General features: G+C 74.3%; 16 protein-coding genes and 1 riboswitch. Of the genes, 7 read left to right on the forward strand and 9 right to left on the reverse strand.

The features are described 5' to 3' along the window. Positions 1-300: 300 nt before the first annotated feature. The 3 genes from ACGFMP_RS35170 (at position 301) to ACGFMP_RS35180 (ending at position 3,152) form a co-directional block, all read left to right on the forward strand. Positions 301-1,035, forward strand: coding sequence for a LuxR C-terminal-related transcriptional regulator (locus ACGFMP_RS35170; RefSeq protein ID WP_393677841.1), 735 nt, complete (start codon positions 301-303; stop codon positions 1,033-1,035). 81 nt (positions 1,036-1,116) lie between these two features. Then, complete coding sequence (locus tag ACGFMP_RS35175) at positions 1,117-2,040, forward strand: hypothetical protein (RefSeq protein ID WP_393677842.1); 924 nt, start codon at positions 1,117-1,119, stop codon at positions 2,038-2,040. After that, positions 2,037-3,152, forward strand: a complete 1,116-nt coding sequence (locus ACGFMP_RS35180; protein ID WP_393677844.1) for an MBL fold metallo-hydrolase — start codon at positions 2,037-2,039, stop codon at positions 3,150-3,152. The genes ACGFMP_RS35175 and ACGFMP_RS35180 overlap by 4 nt, the downstream gene beginning before the upstream one ends. 231 nt (positions 3,153-3,383) lie before the next feature. Here the strand turns inward: ACGFMP_RS35180 and ACGFMP_RS35185 are convergent, their stop codons facing one another. Further along, positions 3,384-4,505 carry a M23 family metallopeptidase gene (locus tag ACGFMP_RS35185; RefSeq protein WP_393677846.1) on the reverse strand — a complete coding sequence of 374 codons (1,122 nt, stop codon included), beginning with the start codon at positions 4,503-4,505 and terminating at the stop codon, positions 3,384-3,386. An 11-nt stretch (positions 4,506-4,516) separates the two neighbouring features. Continuing rightward, positions 4,517-4,676: riboswitch (cyclic di-AMP (ydaO/yuaA leader) on the reverse strand. 456 nt (positions 4,677-5,132) lie between these two features. Between ACGFMP_RS35185 and ACGFMP_RS35190 the strand changes: the two genes are divergently transcribed. Then, a complete protein-coding gene (locus tag ACGFMP_RS35190; RefSeq protein ID WP_393677848.1) occupies positions 5,133-5,762 on the forward strand; it encodes an N-acetylmuramoyl-L-alanine amidase in 630 nt (209 codons plus the stop codon). A 24-nt stretch (positions 5,763-5,786) separates the two neighbouring features. On the opposite strand, the gene ACGFMP_RS35195 is transcribed toward ACGFMP_RS35190, so the two are convergent. Next, complete coding sequence (locus ACGFMP_RS35195; protein WP_393677849.1) at positions 5,787-6,452, reverse strand: DUF4240 domain-containing protein; 666 nt, start codon at positions 6,450-6,452, stop codon at positions 5,787-5,789. A 578-nt stretch (positions 6,453-7,030) separates the two neighbouring features. Here ACGFMP_RS35195 and ACGFMP_RS35200 point away from each other — a divergent pair. Next, the gene (locus ACGFMP_RS35200) at positions 7,031-9,631 is read left to right on the forward strand and encodes a hypothetical protein (RefSeq protein ID WP_393677850.1); all 2,601 of its coding nucleotides are present in this window, start codon (positions 7,031-7,033) and stop codon (positions 9,629-9,631) included. A 97-nt stretch (positions 9,632-9,728) separates the two neighbouring features. Here ACGFMP_RS35200 and ACGFMP_RS35205 read toward each other — a convergent pair whose 3' ends face one another. Together ACGFMP_RS35205 and ACGFMP_RS35210 are read right to left on the reverse strand one after the other, a co-directional pair. Beyond that, positions 9,729-10,028 carry a putative quinol monooxygenase gene (locus ACGFMP_RS35205; protein WP_393677852.1) on the reverse strand — a complete coding sequence of 100 codons (300 nt, stop codon included), beginning with the start codon at positions 10,026-10,028 and terminating at the stop codon, positions 9,729-9,731. 114 nt (positions 10,029-10,142) lie between these two features. Next, entirely contained in the window at positions 10,143-10,859 is a 717-nt protein-coding gene (locus tag ACGFMP_RS35210) for a TetR/AcrR family transcriptional regulator (RefSeq protein WP_393677853.1), read from the reverse strand. A gap of 358 nt (positions 10,860-11,217) precedes the next feature. Between ACGFMP_RS35210 and ACGFMP_RS35215 the strand changes: the two genes are divergently transcribed. Further along, complete coding sequence (locus tag ACGFMP_RS35215; RefSeq protein ID WP_393677855.1) at positions 11,218-14,058, forward strand: hypothetical protein; 2,841 nt, start codon at positions 11,218-11,220, stop codon at positions 14,056-14,058. 70 nt (positions 14,059-14,128) lie between these two features. Here the strand turns inward: ACGFMP_RS35215 and ACGFMP_RS35220 are convergent, their stop codons facing one another. From ACGFMP_RS35220 to ACGFMP_RS35235, 4 genes are all read right to left on the reverse strand, one after another. Next, positions 14,129-15,154: an aldo/keto reductase gene (locus tag ACGFMP_RS35220; RefSeq protein WP_393677856.1), complete on the reverse strand. Its 1,026-nt coding sequence runs from the start codon at positions 15,152-15,154 to the stop codon at positions 14,129-14,131. A gap of 229 nt (positions 15,155-15,383) precedes the next feature. Then, positions 15,384-16,004, reverse strand: a complete 621-nt coding sequence (locus ACGFMP_RS35225; protein WP_393677858.1) for a hypothetical protein — start codon at positions 16,002-16,004, stop codon at positions 15,384-15,386. After that, a complete protein-coding gene (locus tag ACGFMP_RS35230; RefSeq protein ID WP_393677860.1) occupies positions 16,001-16,225 on the reverse strand; it encodes a DUF4287 domain-containing protein in 225 nt (74 codons plus the stop codon). Before ACGFMP_RS35230 ends, ACGFMP_RS35225 begins: the two co-directional genes overlap by 4 nt. A gap of 64 nt (positions 16,226-16,289) precedes the next feature. After that, positions 16,290-16,655, reverse strand: a complete 366-nt coding sequence (locus tag ACGFMP_RS35235; protein ID WP_393677861.1) for a hypothetical protein — start codon at positions 16,653-16,655, stop codon at positions 16,290-16,292. 177 nt (positions 16,656-16,832) lie between these two features. On the opposite strand from ACGFMP_RS35235, the gene ACGFMP_RS35240 reads away from it, so the two are divergent. Further along, complete coding sequence (locus ACGFMP_RS35240) at positions 16,833-17,519, forward strand: DUF4232 domain-containing protein (protein ID WP_393677863.1); 687 nt, start codon at positions 16,833-16,835, stop codon at positions 17,517-17,519. Positions 17,520-17,540: 21 nt separating this feature from the next. Here ACGFMP_RS35240 and ACGFMP_RS35245 read toward each other — a convergent pair whose 3' ends face one another. After that, positions 17,541-19,094 (reverse strand): DHA2 family efflux MFS transporter permease subunit, encoded by a 1,554-nt coding sequence (locus ACGFMP_RS35245; RefSeq protein WP_393677864.1) that lies wholly within the window; start codon positions 19,092-19,094, stop codon positions 17,541-17,543. Positions 19,095-19,169: the final 75 nt, after the last annotated feature.

Raw genomic sequence — 19,169 nt, forward strand, 5'->3', positions numbered from 1 at the left:
TGTCCGTGGCGCCGTCCTGGGCCGGGTGAGGGGTCGGGGCGGCGCGGCGACCAGCGGGACGTCCGCAATCGGGCGGTTTCCGCCGGTTGATTTCCTCGACGGATTCGACCTGGAAAACGCGTGACACCCCTGTAACACTCTGTATCTGACGGGTCGACAGCTGCGCACGGGGGCGCTCGTACGGGTCCCGGCGGTGAGCGGCAGGCCGCCCGGTGGACGCCGACGCGAGCGAGGAGGACCGGGGCTGTGCAGCCAGATGCGAGGGCCGGGAGGATGCCGGGCGCCGGATGGTTCTGCCGGGTGCCCGGTGCCGTGTTCGAGGCGGGGCCGGGGGCGGCGGCGGGCGCCCCGGAGTGCGGGGCGCGGGTGCTCGTGGAGGAGTATCCACTGCCGCAGCAGCACGAGCAGGTGCTGCGCGAACTGAGCGACGGCGTGCGGGACTCCGCCGACGCCCTGCGGCAAGGCGGCGAGGGGGCGGGCGCGGCCCTCGAAGTGGCGCTGACACTGGACGCGGGGATGGCAAGGCGCGGCGTGCGGGTGCGGGCGGTGTACCCGCGCTCGCTGCTCGCGGTGCCGCCGCACGCCGCGCATCTGCGGCGGGTCTCGGACGCGGGGGTGAGCGTCCGGGTGCTCGACCATGTGCCGCACGACCTGATGGTCTTCGACCGGCAGACCGCCTGCCTGACCGCGGAGCCGGCGGCGGGCCGCACGGGGGCGGCGGCGCCGCTGGTCCGGGTCAGGGGCGCACTGCTGGCCGCGTCCTTCGCGGCGATCTACGAGTCGTACTGGCAGCGGGCCACCCCGCTGTCGCGGGCGTCGGCAGGCCCGCACCACGCCCAGCTCGGGGCGCGGGAGAAGGCGGTGATCCGGCTGATGACCAACGGCTACAGCGATGACAGGATCGCCAGGAAGCTCGGCATCACGACGCCGGACGTGCAGGCGGTGATGAGCGCGCTGATGGAACGGCTGGACGCCGGCAGTCGTTTCGAGGCCGGGTACAAACTGGCCCGCGAGGTCGACCCGCGGGACCTGTGAGCGGGTGGTGCAGGCGCAGCGGCAGAACGGGGCGGGGCGGCCCCCGGGGCGGACGGGGCCGGAAGGGAGCCGTGAGGGCGGATGCGCGACCGCGAGGCGATGCAGACCCTGCTCGCCAGGGCCCGCGCACGCGTCGACCCGGGCGAGTTCGGCCTCGCGCCGCGCGGCGACCCGCGGGGGCGCAAGGTCGCCGGGCTCACGCACGAGCACATGACCCGGCTGCTCGGCTGGCCCGAGCACAAGTACGGCTACGTCGAACGCGGCCGGCTCGCGGCCATCGAGACCGAGCTGCTGGAACCCATCGCCCGCATCCTGCACCTGTCGGACCACGAGTGGGAGGCACTGGTCCTCTACGCGACCGGGGTGCCGCCCGCCTACCGGCTCGACCCCCAGCTGGGGCGGGCGGTGCCGAGCCCCTGGGAGCGGGTGCTGCGCGGCTCGCGGGAGATGGCCTACGTGAACGACGCCGCCTGGGACGTGGTCGCCTACAACTCGGCCTTCACCCGTCTCTTCCAGCGCGGCGAGGTGCCGGGCAACGTGATGCGCTGGATGCTGCTCGACCCGGAGGCCCGGGTCACCCTCGGGGACTGGGAGCGCAGCTGGCTGCCGCTGCTCGTACCGCAGCTGCGGGCGGCGGTGGTCGGCAACCCGCACAACAGGACACTGGCCCAGCTCCAGGCGGACGCGATGCGCGACCCGGTGGTGGCGCGCTATCTGCACACGCCGACGGCCGAGTACATCGGGCCGCGGGCGGAGAGCGCGCTGCCGGTGGTGCACGCGGAACTCGGCCCGGGGTGGGCGACGCTGTGCACGGCGGGTCCTTTCGGGGTGCCGGGCGGGCGGCTGATGTTCGTGCTGTTCGACCAGGGTGAACGGCCGCACCACGGGCCCGTGCTCTCGGCGCCCGCGACCGGTCCCGTGGACCCGGAACCCCCCGCCGGCGCCCCCCGCACGGGTGCCGACACGGCGGACTGCCCTATCGGACAGCACAATGGGGCACCATGAGCTTCCCTCTGCCGCACGCACTGCGGGCGCTGACACCGAACGTCCACGTATGGCTGCCGGACGGCCATGCGACCTGGGGCATGGCCAACTGCGCCGTCGTGACCGGGCGGAGCGCGGAATCCGGCGCCGCGCTCCTGGTCGACACCCCGTACACCGCCGACATGACCCGGCACCTCCAGCGCCTCGTCGCGGCCCTCGGGGACGGCCCGACGGCCGGACCCGAGGTGCGCACGGTCGTCAACACCCATGGCAACGGCGACCACTCGTACGGCAACGGCCTCTTCCCCGGCGCCGAGATCATCGCCACCAAGGCGAACGGCGAGCACCTGTGCGCGGAGCCGGCGCCCGCCGAGCTGGCCGGCCTCGTGGCCGGGAGCGACCCGGACACCGCCCTCGGCGCCTACGTGAAGCGGCACTTCGGGCGCTACGGCGACTTCGGCGGGCTGACCACAGTCCACCCGAACCGCACCTTCAGCGGTGAACTCGACCTGGATGTCGACGGGGTGGCGGTGCGGCTGATCGAGGTGGGGCCCGCGCACACGGCGGGCGACCTGATCGTCCACCTGCCGGAGGAGGGCGTGGTCTGCGGGGGCGACGTCGTCTTCAACGAGGACCACCCGGTGCACTGGGCCGGCCCCCTGGAGTCGGTGCACCGCGCCTGCGAGCGCATCCTTGCCTGCGACCCCGAGGTGATCGTGCCCGGTCACGGGCCGCTGATGACGCCCGCTGACCTGCGCCGTCACGCCGACTACCTGCTGGAGCTGCGGGACGCCGTGCACCGTGGCCACGAGGCGGGCCGACCGCTGCCGGTGCTCGCCGCCGAGCTGATCGCAGAAGACCCCCGCCCGAGCTGGGGACTGCCCGAGCGGATGGCCATCCTCGCCGCAGTCGAATACCGGGCGCTGGACGGCGCCACCGATCGGGCCGACCTGCTGGCCTTGGTCGGCTTCGCGGCCGGTTTCGCCCAGCACGGGGACACGGACGCGGAGGGGGACACGGACGCGAGCGGGGATGCGGACGGCGGGAAGGCCGAGCACGGCGGCGACGGTTCGGCAGGCGGCCCGGCCGACAGCAGCGGCTCGAACGGCGGAAGCGGCATCGCGGCGCGGTGAGCGGTACGGCCGCGGGCAAGCGCCGGGGGGCGGCCGCCTTGCGCGATCGGCGGGCCTGCCTGCCGGCTCGGGCCCGCATGCCGACGGCCCCGGCGTCGGGGGGGGTGTACGCCGGGGCCGCCGGCTGTTCTTGGGGCGGCCGGCCGTGAGGCCTGCGGGGTGGTGCGGGTGGACAGCTTCCGCAGGCCCTAGCGGGCCTGGGGACGGGCGCCTCGCGGGTGCGCGGGTGCCTCAGATGGCGACGTCATGACCGTGGAGCCAGGGCACCGGGTCGACCGGCGCGCCACCGCCGGGCCGTACTTCGAGGTGCAGGTGCGGCCCCGGTACGTTCCCGGTCGCGCCGACCCGGCCGATCGTGTCGCCGGTGACGACCTGGCCGGACGTGGCGACCATCGTCGACAGGTGGCAGTACCACAGCTCGGTGCCGTCATCGAGGCGGAGGACCACCCGATAGCCGAACGAGCCGGCCCAGCCCGCCGAGGTGACCGTGCCGCTGTGGACGGCGTGCACCGGGGTGCCGGTGGGGGCGGCGAAGTCCTGGCCGGTGTGGGTCGCCCACATGTTGCCGGACTCGCCGAAGGCGGTGGTGAGCGTGTAGGACGCCACGGGCTTGACGTAGGAGGCGGCGAGCCGGGCGAGCCGCTCCGCCTCTGCCTTCGCCTCGGCCTCGGCGGCCGCCTTGGCCTTCGCCTCGGCTTCGGCCTTCGCGGCGGCGGCCTGCTCGCGCACCTTGCGGGCCGCTGCCGCCTTGGCCGCCTGCTCGGCCGCGGCCTTCGCCGCCGCCTCACGCTCGGCCCTGGCAGCGGCTTCGCGCTGCCGGGTGACCTGGTCGATGATGCGGGTGCGGAGCGCCTCGCCGGGATCGGTGGCCACGGCCGGGGCCGCGGCCGCGTCCTCGCCCGTCTCCCCGGCGGCGGCCGTCCGGCCGACAGCGGAGGGGTCGTACGACGGGGTGCCGACCTCGACTTCCGGCTGAGCGGCCGGGACGGCGGGCGTGGGGAGCGCGTCGGGGAAACCCGGTGCGTCCGGCAGCGAGATGGGGGCGGCGGGGGGCGCGTCGGCGGCCGCGGCCACTCCACCGGCGCCGACCGCGGCCATCGCCGCGATACCGAGCACGGCGGAGCCCACCGCGGCACCGCGGGCGGGGAATCCGGCCCGCTGCCGGGGAAGTCGGAGCTGGCTGCGCAGGCCCGCGGCCTCGGATCCGTAGTCGTATCCGGCGTCGGCCGGGGAGGCGGCGGGGCCGTCGGCGGGGACGGCGGACGGCGGAAGCTCGTCCCGCTCCCCGAAGGGCCACTCCCCGGTCGGTTCTGCTACCGGGGCAGGAGCGTAGGCAGGCTGGTTGGACGCCACGGGGGCGCACTCCTTTCCTTCCCTCTCGCCTACCGGGTTAGCTGACGGGTTCGGAGCAGGAAGGTCTCCTACGGGCCTGACGGCTGCCCGATTCACCCCATTGGACCCCTTCCGCGGTAGCGGAAGGGCGGGTCCCCGGTTCCCGCGGACGGGATTCGGCAAGCGCACGGTGCCGCCTGTACGGCGGCGATGACGACCGCGCTGCGTTATCGAACGTTAATAGAGCCGGAGAGGTTTTCCAAGCCGAACGGGAGAGTTGGGGACGGGAACCAATCGGACGGGGCGTACCGAGAACGTATGAACCGGACAGTGGGCGTGGCCAGGCGGTGATGTGAGCGTACGCCAGTCGTTATCGGCGGAACCGGCACGGCTACGGGCGGTGAGCCGACGACGGCGGGGCGCAGCGACGCGGGCGCGGGCACGGGTGGGCGGGGGCGCGGGTGAGGGCGCGGGCGCGCACGGGCGCGCGGGCGGGGATGTCCGCAGGGCAGGCACCGGCGCGCCAGTGGTCTGGTCCTGTGCCAATTGGCGAATCGCTTGGCATGCCACGCACAGGCACCGCACGATGGGCGAGCCCGATGTTCTTGTCATGCACCCGCCCCACCATGACGCCTCAGGGAGCCCTCGATGGACCGCACCAACCCCGCGCCACCGAGCCGCCGTTCGCTGATCCGCGGCGGCCTCGGCCTCGGCGCCGCCGCCACCGCGGGCCTGGCCGCCGGCCTCCGGCCCGCAGGCGCCGTCCAGGCCGCCGCCACACCCGCAGCCGCCGTCGACTACCCGTCAGCCCTCTGGGCGCCGGCCAGCACCGGCAACTACACCGCCTCCAGCCGGCCGTCCGCCTACCCGGTCAACCTGGTGGTCATCCACGTGACCCAGGAGACCTTCGCCGACACCATCTCGCTCTTCCAGAACCCCGCCCACGCCGCCGCGTCGCACTACGTCGTCCGGTCCGCCGACGGCGCCATCGACCAGTGCGTCCGGGAGCGCGACATCGCCTGGCACGCGGGCAACTGGGACTACAACACCCGCAGCATCGGCATCGAGCACGAGGGCTGGGTGGACCAGCCGTCCTACTTCACCACCGCGCTCTACCACGCGTCGGCGGCGCTGACCGCGGAGATCTGCGACAAGTACGGCATCCCCAAGGACCGGAACCACATCATCGGCCACTCCCAGGTCCCCGGCACCGACCACACCGACCCCGGCCCCAACTGGGACTGGGTGCGCTACATGCGGCTGGTCAACGGGGTCTGACCGGCCGGGTCCTGCCCCTCACGGTCACCGCCCCCCGCCGGGGTCCCCGCCGCCGTCCCCGCCGGGGTCGTCCAGCGGGAACATGACGCTGAGCCGGGGCAGATTGCGGGCCGCCTCCTCCTCGTCGCGTGCGGTCCAGCGGCTCCCCGACGGGTCACGGCCGCCGGACGGCACGTGCGGCGGGGTGCCGTGGCCCGCGGCTTCCTCCGCGCGGCGCTGGGCGGCACGTACTGCGGCGTAGAAGGCGTCGCCGAAGTCGTCCGACGGGCCGGTCGCCATCTCGTACGCCTGGAGCCCGAGGGTGTCGAGGGTCGGCCATCCCGGCCGGTCCTCGGCGGACCAGGCGGCTCTGGGGCGACCGGCCAGCCGGAAGACGTCGGGCGCGTAGGCCAGGACGTCGGGGTCGTTCACTGCGGCCTCGAAGACGGCCCGGCCCAGGCCCATCATCCAGTGCTGGAAGGATCTGAATGCGTCGTCGGAACACCAGCCGCCGTGGATCCGGTCCGCCGCCCCCCAGAGATTCCAGGTGAAAGCCTCGTCGGTTGCCAGTTCGAGGCAGGCCTGAAAGCCCACGATCTCTTCGGCGGGCAGCCGGGCGAGCGCGTGGCGCAGCCAGACATCGCGCTTGTCGCCGCCGATTCCGTGCCGCCGGGAGTCCTCAAGGAGGGCCCAGAAGGAGTCGGTGTCCATGGGTACTGACTATGCCAGGGGCGCCTTGCCGCTCCAATTTCCCTACCGAAAAGCTCAGTTGGTGGACACAGCGGAGGCCCCTGGGTCCCGCGGACCGCCGGCGGGAGCCGGGCCCGGCGGACCGCCCGGCGCAGGAATGGCGTGGCGCATCCGCCGACCCGCCCGCCGCGCGGCGCCACTTGGGCCCCGGCCATCCCACCGGCAACAGGTCCAGCGCCGCAGACCGCCCGTCCGGGTCACGAGGCGGCGTCGCGCGCCCGGCCGGTCATGTCCGGCCGTTTCGGCCGGAAACCATCATTGGCACCGCCAAACATCGAAAAGAAGCGCATACTCGTCCCTATACGCGCGGGGTCGCACGCCCCGGCTCGGCAATCCAATCCGCGGACATTCACGGTCGGAAACACGTCCCGATACCGGCCCCATTCCGCGCCTTTGCGAAAACATCCGGAGTATTGCCTTCAACACCCCTTTCCTTTCGCCCGTCCGGGTGACTGGCAGGCTTTTTCACGCCTACCTTGTTCGGCGGCGCGGGGCCCGGTGACGAGCCCGCGCACTCCGAGACGACGATGGGGACATTCATGCTCCGGCTCTTACTCTCCCTTTCCGCGCACCCCCCGGCCCCCAGACCGCGCAGGCTCGCCGCCCGGGCGTCGGTCGCCCTGGCGGCGGCCCTGCTCGCGACGGCGGCCGGCTCGCTGTCTCCGGTCATGGCCCAGGGGACCGCCGCCCGCAGCTCCGCCCAGAGCGCGCAGTCGCACGGCACGAACCCCCCGAGCGGAGGGACGGGCCTGGTCAAGACCGTGCAGAACGCCACCAGCCCGGGGCGGGTCCCCGCCCAGCACTCCGACACCCTCAACTGGGCGATCACCTACCACAACAGGTCGACCACCGGTGAGCCCGGCGCGGCCACCGTCACCGACCCGATCAGCGCCGCGGGCGCCCGGCAGACCTACATACCCGGTTCCCTGCACGTGCCGCCCGGCTGGGCACCCTCGTGGTCCACCGACGGCAGCACCTTCACCGGCACCGACCAGGGCGCGGCGACGACCGCCGTGCGGGCCACCGACGCGGCGGCGACCGGCGCCGGGACCGAGGTGAGCGGCGACCTGCTGCCGCCCGTGCAGGCCGCGGTGAGGAGCACCGGCGGCGACGGCTTCACGCCGATCCTCTACCGGGCCCCCTCCGGTGACGTGGAGGCCTGGAACATCTACCACCACAGCGGGCCCGCCGCCCGGCTGGTGGTCTGCAACGACCTGTCCTCCGGGCAGCAGTGCCCCGGCGGCCCGTGGCCGCGCCCGCTCAACACCACGCCGGGGCCGCTGGGTTCCGGGGACACCGGCAACGTCTACACGACGCTCACCCCGCAGTACGTCCTCGACCCGGGCCGGCCCGGCGTCGTCTACTACCCGGCGGTGGCCGCGGGTTCGGTCGGCGCCGGCTGCCTCGACCTCGGCGCCCGCGCCAACTGCGGCTTCTTCCCGCTGGCCGCCGCGTCCGGCTCCCCCAGCAGCGCCAACGGGCTCGCGGGACTCGTCGCCCAGGGCGGGAAGCTCTACGGCGTCGCCAGCACCGGCCGGGTGCTGTGCCTGGACATCGCGTCACAGTCGCCCTGCCCGGGCCAGCCGTTCGCCGCGATCGTGCCACCCAACCACGACCTGCCGGGCAACACCTACGCGCTCTACCAGGGCGCGATGGCCGTCGCGGACGGCAGGATCTACGCGTCCTCCGCACCGATGGCGTCCGGCTCGACGGCCCCCGGCCGGCCGGCGCTCGGCTGCTTCGATCCGGCCACCGGCGATGTCTGCGCGGGCTGGACCACCCCCCACCCGGCGGGGCCCGACGCGAACACGTACACCTACAACGCCTTCGTCGCCTACGACACCGCGGGCCGGCCGAACGGCGTCTGCACCGCCGACAGCACCGGGGGCGCGCCGTCGACCACCTGCTACGCGCTCGACGGCGGTCCGCTCGCCGCACCCGCCACCGGGCTGCAGGCGCTGCCCGGCGGGGCACTGGTCTTCAACCCCGAGGTGGTCGACTCCGGCGGCGACAAGCGCAGTTACTTCGCCGTGTGGGGCGGACCGCTGCCGGGCGACACCGTCTGCTACAGCTGGACGCACGCCCAGCCGTGCGCCGGTTTCCCCGCCGTCGCCGGGCACCCCGCGGTCAACTCCGGTACGACCCGCGACTACGGCTACGCGTACGACTCCACCACCCGCTGCCTGATCGGCCTCGGCGACGCGGGCGTCCTGTTCTCGATGGACCCCGCGACCGGCGGCTCACCCTGCCTGCACACCGGCGCGTCCGTCACCCTCAAGCCCGCCGACTTCTACTGCGACGGCGGCACGGGACATGTCGCCGGCTACGCCGAGGCCCGGCTGACCGGCCTCGACCTCGCGCACACCGACCCGGCCGCCACGACCGTCTCGGTGACCGACCCGGACGGCACCGTCGTCGCCACCCCGGCGCTCTCGCCGTCCGGCACCGTCGACCTGTCCGGCATCCCGGCCGCCGAGCATCCGTCCATCACCGTCAGCGTGCAGTTCAGCCTCACCGACACCAGCGACTTCGGCGCCGGCAAGCACCCCGCGCTGACCGCGTCCTTCCAGGGCGACGACCCGCAGATCTGCCTGCGCACCGTGATCACCGCGAACTGCGCGACCAGCCAGGTCGAGAACACGGCCACCGGCAGCGACACCACCGGCGCCCTGACCTCCAACACGGTCACCGTGCCGGTGCTGCCCGGCTCGGCGTGCCAGCCGCACGTCAGCGTCAACAAGGAGATCTGCGCCTCGGCCTCGTCCCACGCCTGCGGACCGGGCGGCACGGGCACCTGGGTCAAGTCCAGCCCCGTCGGCCTGCTCCAGCTGCTCGGCACCGCCTACTGGCGGATCACCGTCACCAACGCGGGGCCGGTCGACGCGACCGGCGTCACCGTCAACGACCCCACCACACCCGCGTGTTCGCAAGCGGGCGGCACCTTCACCCTCGCGGCGGGCACCAGTCGCCAGGTCTACTGCAGTTCCTTCCTGCTGGCGCTGCCGATGAAGAACACGGCGACGGCGAGCTTCACCGCCGCCAACTCCCCGCAGGGCACCCACCCGACGGCCACGGATCCGTCGTCGGCCGTGGCCTGCTCACTGCTGTGCATCCTCGTCCCGCCCGGCAACCGGCACTGACGCCGGCGCGGGCCTGACCGCCTCCCACCCACCGGCCCCGCCTTCCGGCGCCGCTCACGGCACCGGAAGGCGGGGCCTCAGCCGTGTGCGGCCGTGGTCACCCGGCGGTCGGGACGTCGTAGGCCTCGCGCCACCTGTCCCGCAGCCGGGGCACGATCCGGCCGAGCAGGATGTCCTTGAAGTGCGGTGTCCGCTCGTGCTCGGCGAAGGCCTCACGCGAGGCGTACCGCTCGATGATGACGAGGGACCGCTCGTCGTCCAGCTCCCGGAAGACGGTGAACGACACGTTCCCCGGCTCCTGCCTGGCCGCCTCGGCGAGCTGCGGATAGAGGGCCAGCACCTCGTCCAGGTCCTCGTCGGGAGCGATGTGGTGGTGAGCGATGACCTGGTAGTTCATGTCGTGCTCCGTTGCTTCCATCCGGTGGACAGGGCCGCCGGGCGGGTTCCGGGCGTGCCCGCCGGTCCGTGCGGGGCGCTCCCGCGGGACATCCACTTCCACGTTAACACCGTCTTATGGGCTGCCAAGCCCAGTTTTCGCGGCGCGCCGCGCGGGCGGCGTGAAGGTCGCAATGTACGAGATCGCCCCGTCCAGCGCGCAGGGCAGCGCCCGGCTGTCGCCCGCCGCCTGGTCGAGCAGCATCCCGCCCTGGAACGCGGCCAGCAGCAGGCGCGCGAGCCGGGCGGGGTCCGCGTCCGGGCCGAGCTCGCCCCGGTCCACCATCGCCTGGAGCCCGGAGCGGAAGACCTCCTCCCAGCGCGCGAACCCCTCGGCCACGTCCTCCCTGACCTCCGGGTAGACCTTGAGGACCTCCCCCGCGAGCGCCCCGAAGGAGCAGCCGCCGCCGACCGGCTCGTCCCGGTCGGCATAGGACTGCGCCCACCGCCGCAGGGCCGGAAGGCCGTCGCACACGCCGAGTTCGCGGTGCGCGCCGACCACCGCGTCGGCCTGCCAGACGATCACCCCGCGGACCAGGCTCTCCTTGGTCGGGAAGTGCCGCATCAGCTGGGACCCGCTCACACCCGCCGCACGCCGGACGCTCTCGTTGTTCGTCAGGTGCGCACCCTGGCGGTGGATCAGCGCGGCCGCGGCCTCGAGTATCTTCTCGCGCGTCGCCCGGCCCTTGGGCGTGAGCCGACGCTCCGGCGCGGCCGCGCCGGGAGCGTCACCGTCGGCGGCGGGCCCGCGGCTCGCCGTACCCGGCGGCTCCGGTACGGCTGGGGTGTCCATGCGCCCAGCATAGATCGGAGTGGGCCGGGCAGCCCATACGTCCCAGGCGGCGCACGCTCCTCACCCGGTGCGCCGATCGCAGTACCGGGGGCGGAACGAACCGCCCCGAGCGCCCGGGTGGCACCGGTCGGCAGTACCCTCTTGATCCTCACGGCACCTCCTCTCCGGCCCCTGGGCATCTCCCGGGCCCGAACCGCGTCTTGAATGCCCGTCCCTCCACGGAGGAAAGGCCGAGCGGACACCGTGAGCCCCGGCAGATCCGCTCGGCTGCCGGCGGGAACCCGAGCATGGGAACCGGGCGTCGAGGGGCTACGAACTGCGGCTCCGCCACAAGGGGCAGCGCGAGGGACGGGATCAGGTGGACGACCACGACGGCACGGGCATACCCGGCGACGACCAGCAGAAGGCCCCGGCGGCGCAACCGCCCGCGGCGCCCGCGGCCAGGAAGCGGCCGGCGGCCAAGCGGGGCGGCAAGCCCGCCCAGCCGCCCGCGACGCCTCCGGCCGCCGGCCCTGCGGGTGCCGATCCGGCCGCCGCCGGCAACGCGCCTGCCGAAGCGCCGACGGCACCGACTGCACCGACTGCACCGACTGCACCGACTGCACCGACAACGAAGCCGGCCAAGGGGAGCGCCAAGGTCCCCCTGCCGCCCGCCGCACCGCCCACGGGCGCCCAGGCGGCACCCGCGGCGAAGCCCGCCGCGGGGAACGCCAAGGCCCCGCTGCCGCCCGCGCAGGCGACACCGGCCGCGCCCGCTGGGCAGCCCGCCGCGGGAGGCACCAAGTCCCCCCAGGCGCAGGGGCCAGCGGCACCCGCGGCGAAGCCCGCCGCCAAGCGCGCGACCGCGGCCCGGGGCGGCAAGTCCGCCCAGACTCCGCCGAAGAACGTCCCCGCCAAACCCGCGCAGGCCCCCGCCGACGCGGCCCCGGCACCCGCGCAGCCCCCCGCAGGCAGTGCACCCGCAGGCGCCGGACCGGCGCCGAAGGCCGCCGCAAGGACACGTACGACAGCCGCTCGGGGCGCCAAGACCGCCCAGGCGGCCGCGAAGGGCGCGCCCACCGCGCAGGAAGCAGTGGCCCCCACCGGCGAGGCGGCACCCGCACAGGGCACCGCCGCCGCCGCCGACGCACCGGGCGCACCGCCCGCGCCTGACGCACCGACCGCACCGCCCGCGCCCGACACACCGCCCGCACCGCCCGCACCGCCTACGGCTGACGCACCGCCCACGACCGCCGCCGACACACCGCCCGCACCGCCCGCCGCCGACGCACCGGGCGCACCGCCCGCGCCCGACACACAGCCCACGACCGCCGCCGACGCACCGCCCGCACCGCCCGCGGCCGACGCACCGCCCGCACCGCCTACGGCTGACGCACCGCCCACGACCGCGGCCGACGCACCGCCCGCAGCGGGCGCGAAGTCGCGGAAGGCGGCCCCGGCGCAGGCCGCGAAGGCGCGGACGGCGAAGGCCGCGGGTACGGCCGCCCAGGCCCCGCGCAAGAAGGCGGCGGCGCCCACCGCGGGAGCCCCGCAGAAGAAGGCAGCGGCGGCCAAGCGGCCCGCGGCGAAGAAGGCGGGGGCCACCAAGCCGGCCCCCGGCGCCAAGGCGGCGAAGGCGGCGCAGTCGGCGGGTCCTGCCGGGGCGAAGGCGGCGCAGGCCGCTGGCACCGAGCGGGGCGCGTGGCGCGTGCCCGGTTACGTACACGAGCAGGACCCCGGCGCCGACGCGTCGCGGCACGTCGTGGTGGCGGCGCGCCACGAGGCGAGCGACACCCCGGTCGCGATCACGTACCTTTCGGCCGCGGTCGCCGCCGACCCGGCTTTCCGCGAGGAGTTCCCCGGTACGGCAGGCGTCCTCGGCGGGATCGAATCGCCCTACGTGGCACGGCTGTACGAGTACGCCGAGGACGGCCGGAACGCCGCGGTGGTGCGCGAGCCGGTCGAGGGCGTCGGCCTGGACGCCCTGCCGCACGGCAACGGCACCCCGGCGGTCGGCCCCGAGGCGGCGCTCACCGTGCTGAAGGGCTCGCTGCTGGGCCTCGCCGCGGTCCACGCGGCCGGCCTCGTGCACGGCGGCTACCAGCCCTCGAACGTCCTGATCACCGCCCAGGGCACCGTCAAGCTCGTCGATGTCGCCCTTGTGCCGCGTACCGCGGAGGCGGCCACCGCGGACACCGACGTCCACAAGGCCACGGCGGCCTTCCACACCTGCCTGACCGGTTCCGCACCGGCGCGAGTCCCGGTACCCGAGGCCGTACAGCCCCTGATCGCGCGGGGATTGGCCGCGGAGCCCGTGGAGCCGGAGGACCAGCCGCGGACCGCCGCCGGCTTCGCGGCCGAGGTCGAGGCTGTCGCCGTCGCGGCCTACGGCGAGGACTGGGAGCGGCGCGGTCAGGACGAACTGGCGGCGCTCGTCGGCCCGTTGCTGCTGCCGCCGGCCGATGAGGTCGTGCCGGTGGCGGACTTGCTGGTGCCGCCGAGGCCGGCGTCCTTCGTGCCCGCGCAAGAGCCGCCCGCTCGGGCCCGGTTCGGCCGGCGGGCCAAGATCCTCGCGGTCGCCGCGGCCGTGGTGATCGTCGCGGGCGCGCTCACCGTCACCGCGGTGGCGACCGGCGGCAGCGACGACGCCGCCGCCACCGCTGACCCCACCCCCACGGCCAGCTCCTCGCCCACCCCGGCCGCGACCACCGCCCCCGGCACACCGTCCGCGTCGAGCACGCCCTCGGCCGGCCCGACCGTCACGCCCTCGAAGGCCCCGTCCACCACGAAGCCGCCGGCCGCACCGCCCGCGACGCATCCGGCCGCGACGCCCACCGGCGCGGTGCCGACCACGGCCTCCGCCGACCCCACCAAGCCCCCGGCGGACCCGGCCCAGGGCCCGCATGTCTCGGCGGTCTCCACCGTGGTGACCTGCTCGCGCCACGACCACACGGCGAAGGCCGTCGTGCGGGTGGAGTACGACGGCACCGCGGCGGGCACCCTGCACCTGACCTGGTGGCGCAACGCCACCGGCAGTGCCCGGGGCGCGACGACGATGACCCCGCAGAGCACGACGTTCCCCAAGGGGACGACGAGTTATGTCTTCACGTCCAACTTCACCTTCAAGGACAACCCCGATCGGCCCTACATCGGCGTGACCGTCTCCACCGACCCTGCGGCGGCGTCAGGCAACGGCTCCTCCGCTGTCGGCTGCCGCTAGGAGACGGGTCCGGGCCCCGCCCGGGCGACATCGCCGTGTCGCCCGGTCGGGGTCCGGTGTCCTGGTGCCCCTACGCCTCGCGGGCGGCGGACGTCCCCGACATGTCGGAGTAGCGTTCGCCCGCCACCTGGCCCGCGATCGGCTCGAGCAGCGCCAGTTCGTCGGCCGTCAGCACGATGCGGGTGGCCGCCGCGTTCTCCAGGAGGCGGCCGCGCTTGCGGGTGCCGGGGATCGGTACGACGGTCAGGCCGTGCACCTGCGAACGCTGCTGCACCCAGGCCAGCGCGATCTGCGCCGTGGTGGCGCCGTGGCTCGCGGCGATGGCCCGCAGCGGCTCCAGGAGCGCGGCGTTGGCCTTGGCGTTGTCACCGGTGTAGCGGGGCTGGTGCTGCCGGAAGTCGTCGCTGGACAGCTCCGTGGCCGCGTCGGTGAACGAGCCGGTCAGGAAGCCCCTGCCGAGCGGCGAGTAGGGGACGAACGCGACGCCGAGGTCGGCGGCCGCGCCGACCGCGCTGCGTTCGACGTCGCGACTGAAGACCGACCACTCCGACTGGAGTGCGGTGATGGGGTGTACGGCGTGCGCCTCGCGGAGTTCCGCGCCGGTGACCTCGCTCAGGCCGAGGTACTTGACCTTGCCCTCGCGGACGAGTTCGGCCATGGCGCCGACGGATTCGGCGAGCGGGATCGCGGGGTCGCGGCGGTGCATGTAGTAGAGGTCGATGACGTCCACCCGCAGCCGCCGCAGGCTCGCCTCGACGGCCGTCCTGATGTACCCGGGATCGTTGCGGATGGCCCGGTAGGCCGGGTCGCCCGCGCGCAGCTCGATGGCGAACTTGGTGGCCAGGGTGATCTGTTCGCGGTGCGCGGCGACGAAGGGCGCGAGGAATTCCTCGTTCGCGCCGATGCCGTACATGTCGGCGGTGTCGATGAGGGTGACGCCCGCCTCGACGGTGGCGTCGAGAGTGTCGCGGGCGGCCGCGTCGTCCGTCTGCCCGTAGGCGGCGCTGATGCCCATGGCCCCGAAGCCCTGGACGCCGACGAGGGGGCCGCCGGTGCCCAGTTCGACCTTGCGGATCTGTTCGATGGCGATTCTCATGATGGCTGTCCGGCCCTTCCGGCACTCGGTGGTGGGGTCGGCTACCACGCTAGAACCTTTGAGTGCGCTCGAAGCAAGTCCGCCCCGCCGCACGACCGTCGTACGCCTGTCGCACGGCTGCCGGACGGCTGCCGGACGGCTGTCGGACAGGGAGTCCGCACGGTTGCCGCGGAAATGCCGAGGAGTTGCCGCGCGGCTTCCAGGACCGGCGGCGCCCGCCCCCGTCCGCTCACCCGCCTGCCGCGACCTCGACATGGTGGGCGAGCCAGAGCAGGTCACCGGTCCTGGACCACTCCACCGCATCGTGGAGCCAGTGGGCGCGGGTCCTGCGCTCCCTGAGCCGGCGGACGCAGTCCGCGAGCAGCAGCCGCTGGTCGGCGGCCAGTTCGCCGCCCGCCGCCAGGCAGGCCGTCACGCAGCGCTCCAGGTCGGCGGCGACCGGGTCGTCGCCGGTGCCGCCGGTCATCCGGGCCCACCGCCTGCCGTGGAGATACGCCACGGCGTGCAGGGCCCCCTCCCGCGGCGCGCCCGACCACCACCTCTCCAGGTACGGATTCCGCTCCGCGCGGCCCGGCCGCCGCCTGCCCCGCGCCTTGGCGGCCCGCCGGGCCGTGTCGAACTCCCGCAATTCCGCGTGCCACGCGGCCCTGCTCGCCTCCAGCACGTCGAGCGCCGCGAGCAGCGCGCCCTCGTCCCTGCCGTAGCGGCCGGCCCTGGCCTCCAGGAGGCTCAGCGTCGCGAAGTAGCCGATCGGCCGGTAGAGCTGCACGCACGACCGCAGGTACGACACCCGCAGTCCGTGCGGCAGTCCGGGGTCGCGGACCTGCCGTGCAAGGTTGTTGAAGCTCACTCGGCGAGGCTACGGGCCGTGTCCTCCGCGCGGGTGTGGGCGACCAGCGCGTTGGCGTGGCCGTGGCCGAGGCCGTACTCGGACTTGAGCCAGTTCACCTGCTCCATGTGCCGGGTCAGCGGCGAGGCGCGGATGAGGTCCTGCCATTCCGCGATCGGCCGGCCGTACTTCTTCTCGATGGAAGGGAAGTAGCTTGCGGGGCCCCGCACTTCCGTGGCCATTTCGGTCTCCTCCGGCTGGGTGTCATGGTCCTTCGCGGGGATGGACCGTGCCGGGGCGTGGAAGTCATCGCTCCCGCGGCGGGGAGTTGTGCGGGGCCGCCTGCGGGTCGGTCTGGCGGCAGGGCGCCGACCACTTGTCGCCCTCGGGGGACTCGGCGGCCTCCCGGGGCTCCCTGGCCCAGTCGCCGTCGCGGCCGAAGCCGCACCGCCCAAGGGTGCGGTCGAGCTCGGACGCGGGGAAGCCGGCGTCGGGGGCCTCCGGGGTCACGGTCACCACGAGGGCGTCCACCTCGCCGCGGTCGGGGTGGTCGTCCAGGCTCTCGACCGCCAGGTGCCAGCAGTCGCCGTCGCGGACCGCCTGCGCGCGGTACGGGGCGTCGGTACGGGCGCCCGTGCCGCCTTCCTCGGTCGACGTGTCGGTCTCGGCCACGCTTCCTCCTGGGTGATCGTCGTGGTGCGTATGCCCCCTTCCCTGAAACGAATGTACGCAAGGGTCGGATGTTCTGTCGCTGAGCGGTAACGCGAGGCCTCAGGGACAGAGGACGGAGGCAGGATGACGGAGGGCACCGAGAGCGTCACTGCCGGCACACAGGAAAGAGAGAACCCCATGGGCACCAGGAAGATCCGTCGCGGCGCACCGGTACTCCTGCTCGCCACCGCCGGGCTCGCGCTGGCGGCGTGCGGCCCCTCGGATGATTCGGGCGCGGCCGGGTCGGCCGGATACACCTCGGACGCGTCGTCGTCCGCGTCCGCCGCACCCTCGGCGCCGGCGGGCACACCGGACTCCACGCCCGCCACGACCGCGCAGCCCTCGTCCCCTGCGGCCGCGGGCACCCCGGCCGCCACCGCGGGCGGCGCAGGCGGCTCGACGACGCCCGCGTGCGCGACCAGCCGGCTGAAGGTCACCGCGGCGGACAAGAGCAGCGGCGCCGGCAGCACCACCTTCCAGCTGGTCTTCCAGAACACCGGCAGCACCCCCTGCGCCCTGCGCGGCTACCCGGGCGTCTCCTTCGTGAAGGCCCACAACGTGCAGCTCGGCAAGGCCGCCGCCAGGACCGGCGCCGCGACCACCGTGGTGACGCTGATCCCGAACGCCCACGCGTACGCCGATGTGCGGACCGTCAACGGCCAGGGCGGTTACGACCCCGGCCAGTGCGATCTCACCCCGGTGCCGGCGCTGCGGATCTACCCGCCGAACCAGACCGCGTCCGTGAACATCCCGTGGAACACCTCGGAGTGCGTCGGCTCCGGTGTGCAGAACCTCCGGGTGGGCCCGGTCCACTCCGACCGCTGACCCCGTTCCCCGGCCGCAGCGCTAACCCCGCACCCGGCGGGCGAGGTGGCGGCTGCGGCGCGGGGCGGCCGGGCCCCGCGGGTCGCGGCGGGCGGGGGTGTCGTCGATGGTGAGGGCGAAGAGGGCCGAGGCCAGGGCGATGACGGCGAGGACCAGGTAGACGGTGCGGTAGGCGGCGGGCGGCGCGATGCCGCCGGTGCCGGGGGTGCCGGGGGTGCCGGTGATCAGCAGAGTCGCGACCAGCGCGGGGGCGATGGCCATGGAGAGCTGGCTGATCACGCTGCTGAGGGTGGAGGCCTGGCCCATGTCGGCCTTGGGGACGTTGCTGAACGAGGCGACGGTGGCCGGCATGAAGACCGCGCCCATGCCAAGCCCCAGCAGGAACATGTAGACCCGGAAGGCCCACGGCCCGGTGCCGGCGTCCACGGTGGTCATCACCGCGAGCACGGCGGCGACGCAGAAGAGGCCGGCGGCGATGATCAGCCGCGGGCCCACCCTGTCGTAGATCCGGGCCACCAGCTGGACGGTCAGCAGGACGCCGACGGCCTCGGTGAAGGTGCTGCTGCCGGACTGGAGGGCGGTGCCGCCCTGGGCCTCCTGGATGAAGAGCGGGGCCGCGTACATGGCGCCCATGAACGGCACCATGCCGATCAGGCCGACCACCTTCGTGTCGCGGAAGAGGGCGTCCTTGAACAGGCGCAGCCGCAGGATGGGGGCGGCGGTGCGGAGTTCGACCACCACCGTCGCCGCCACCAGCGCCGCGCCCGCGGCCAGGCTGCCGGCGATCACCGGGGAGGACCAGCCCTGCTGGGCGCCCTCGCAGACGCCGTAGACCAGCAGCGACATCGCCGCCCCCGAGAGCAGCAGGCCGGGGATGTCGAAGCGGCCCGGTTCCCCGTGGCGCGGGTTGTCGAGGAAGAGCAGGCCGAAGAGCAGGGCGGCCACGCCGAAGGGCAGGTTGACGTAGAAGACCCAGCGCCAGGAGAAGCCGTCGACCAGGGCGCCGCCCAGCATGGGCGCGACCGACGGCGCCACCTGCTGTGGGATGGTCATGATCCGGGAGGTCCTGACGCGCTCCGCCGGGGTGAAGGTGCGGAAGAGCATGGCGCCGACGACCGGGGTCAGCAGGCCGCCGGCGAGGCCCTGCAGGCCCCGGCAGACGACGAGTTGGCCGAGGCTGCCGGCCATCCCGCAGAGCGCGGAGGAGGCGGTGAACAGGCCCATCGCCACCAGCAGCACCGGTTTCCCGCCGAAGCGGTCGCCGAGCCAGCCGGAGAGCGGGATGGTGATGCCCACGCAGACGGGGTACACCACGACCACGCTGTCGCTCCCGGCCGCCGACACGCCGAACTGGCGGGCGATGGAGGGCAGCGCGACGGTGGTGATGGCACCGTCCATCACCACGAGGAAGAACGTGGCGACGAACATGACGGGTACGACCAGGCGCTGGTCGAGGCCGCGGCCGGGCATGGTCCTCTTCTGCCGGGCGCCCGGGGCGGTCTGCGGCGGGTGGTGCATGTCGGGTACCTCTCGGGCGCCCGCCTGCGCCACCGCGGCCGGAAGCGGCTCGGGCACAGGCGGAGAAGATATGCTGAGTGTACTCACTATGAGTGCACACACAATGGTGTTGCTTACCGAAGGAGTGAGGCG

The organism is Streptomyces sp. NPDC049040, assembly GCF_043197715.1.
Classification (GTDB): Bacteria; Actinomycetota; Actinomycetes; order Streptomycetales; family Streptomycetaceae; genus Actinacidiphila.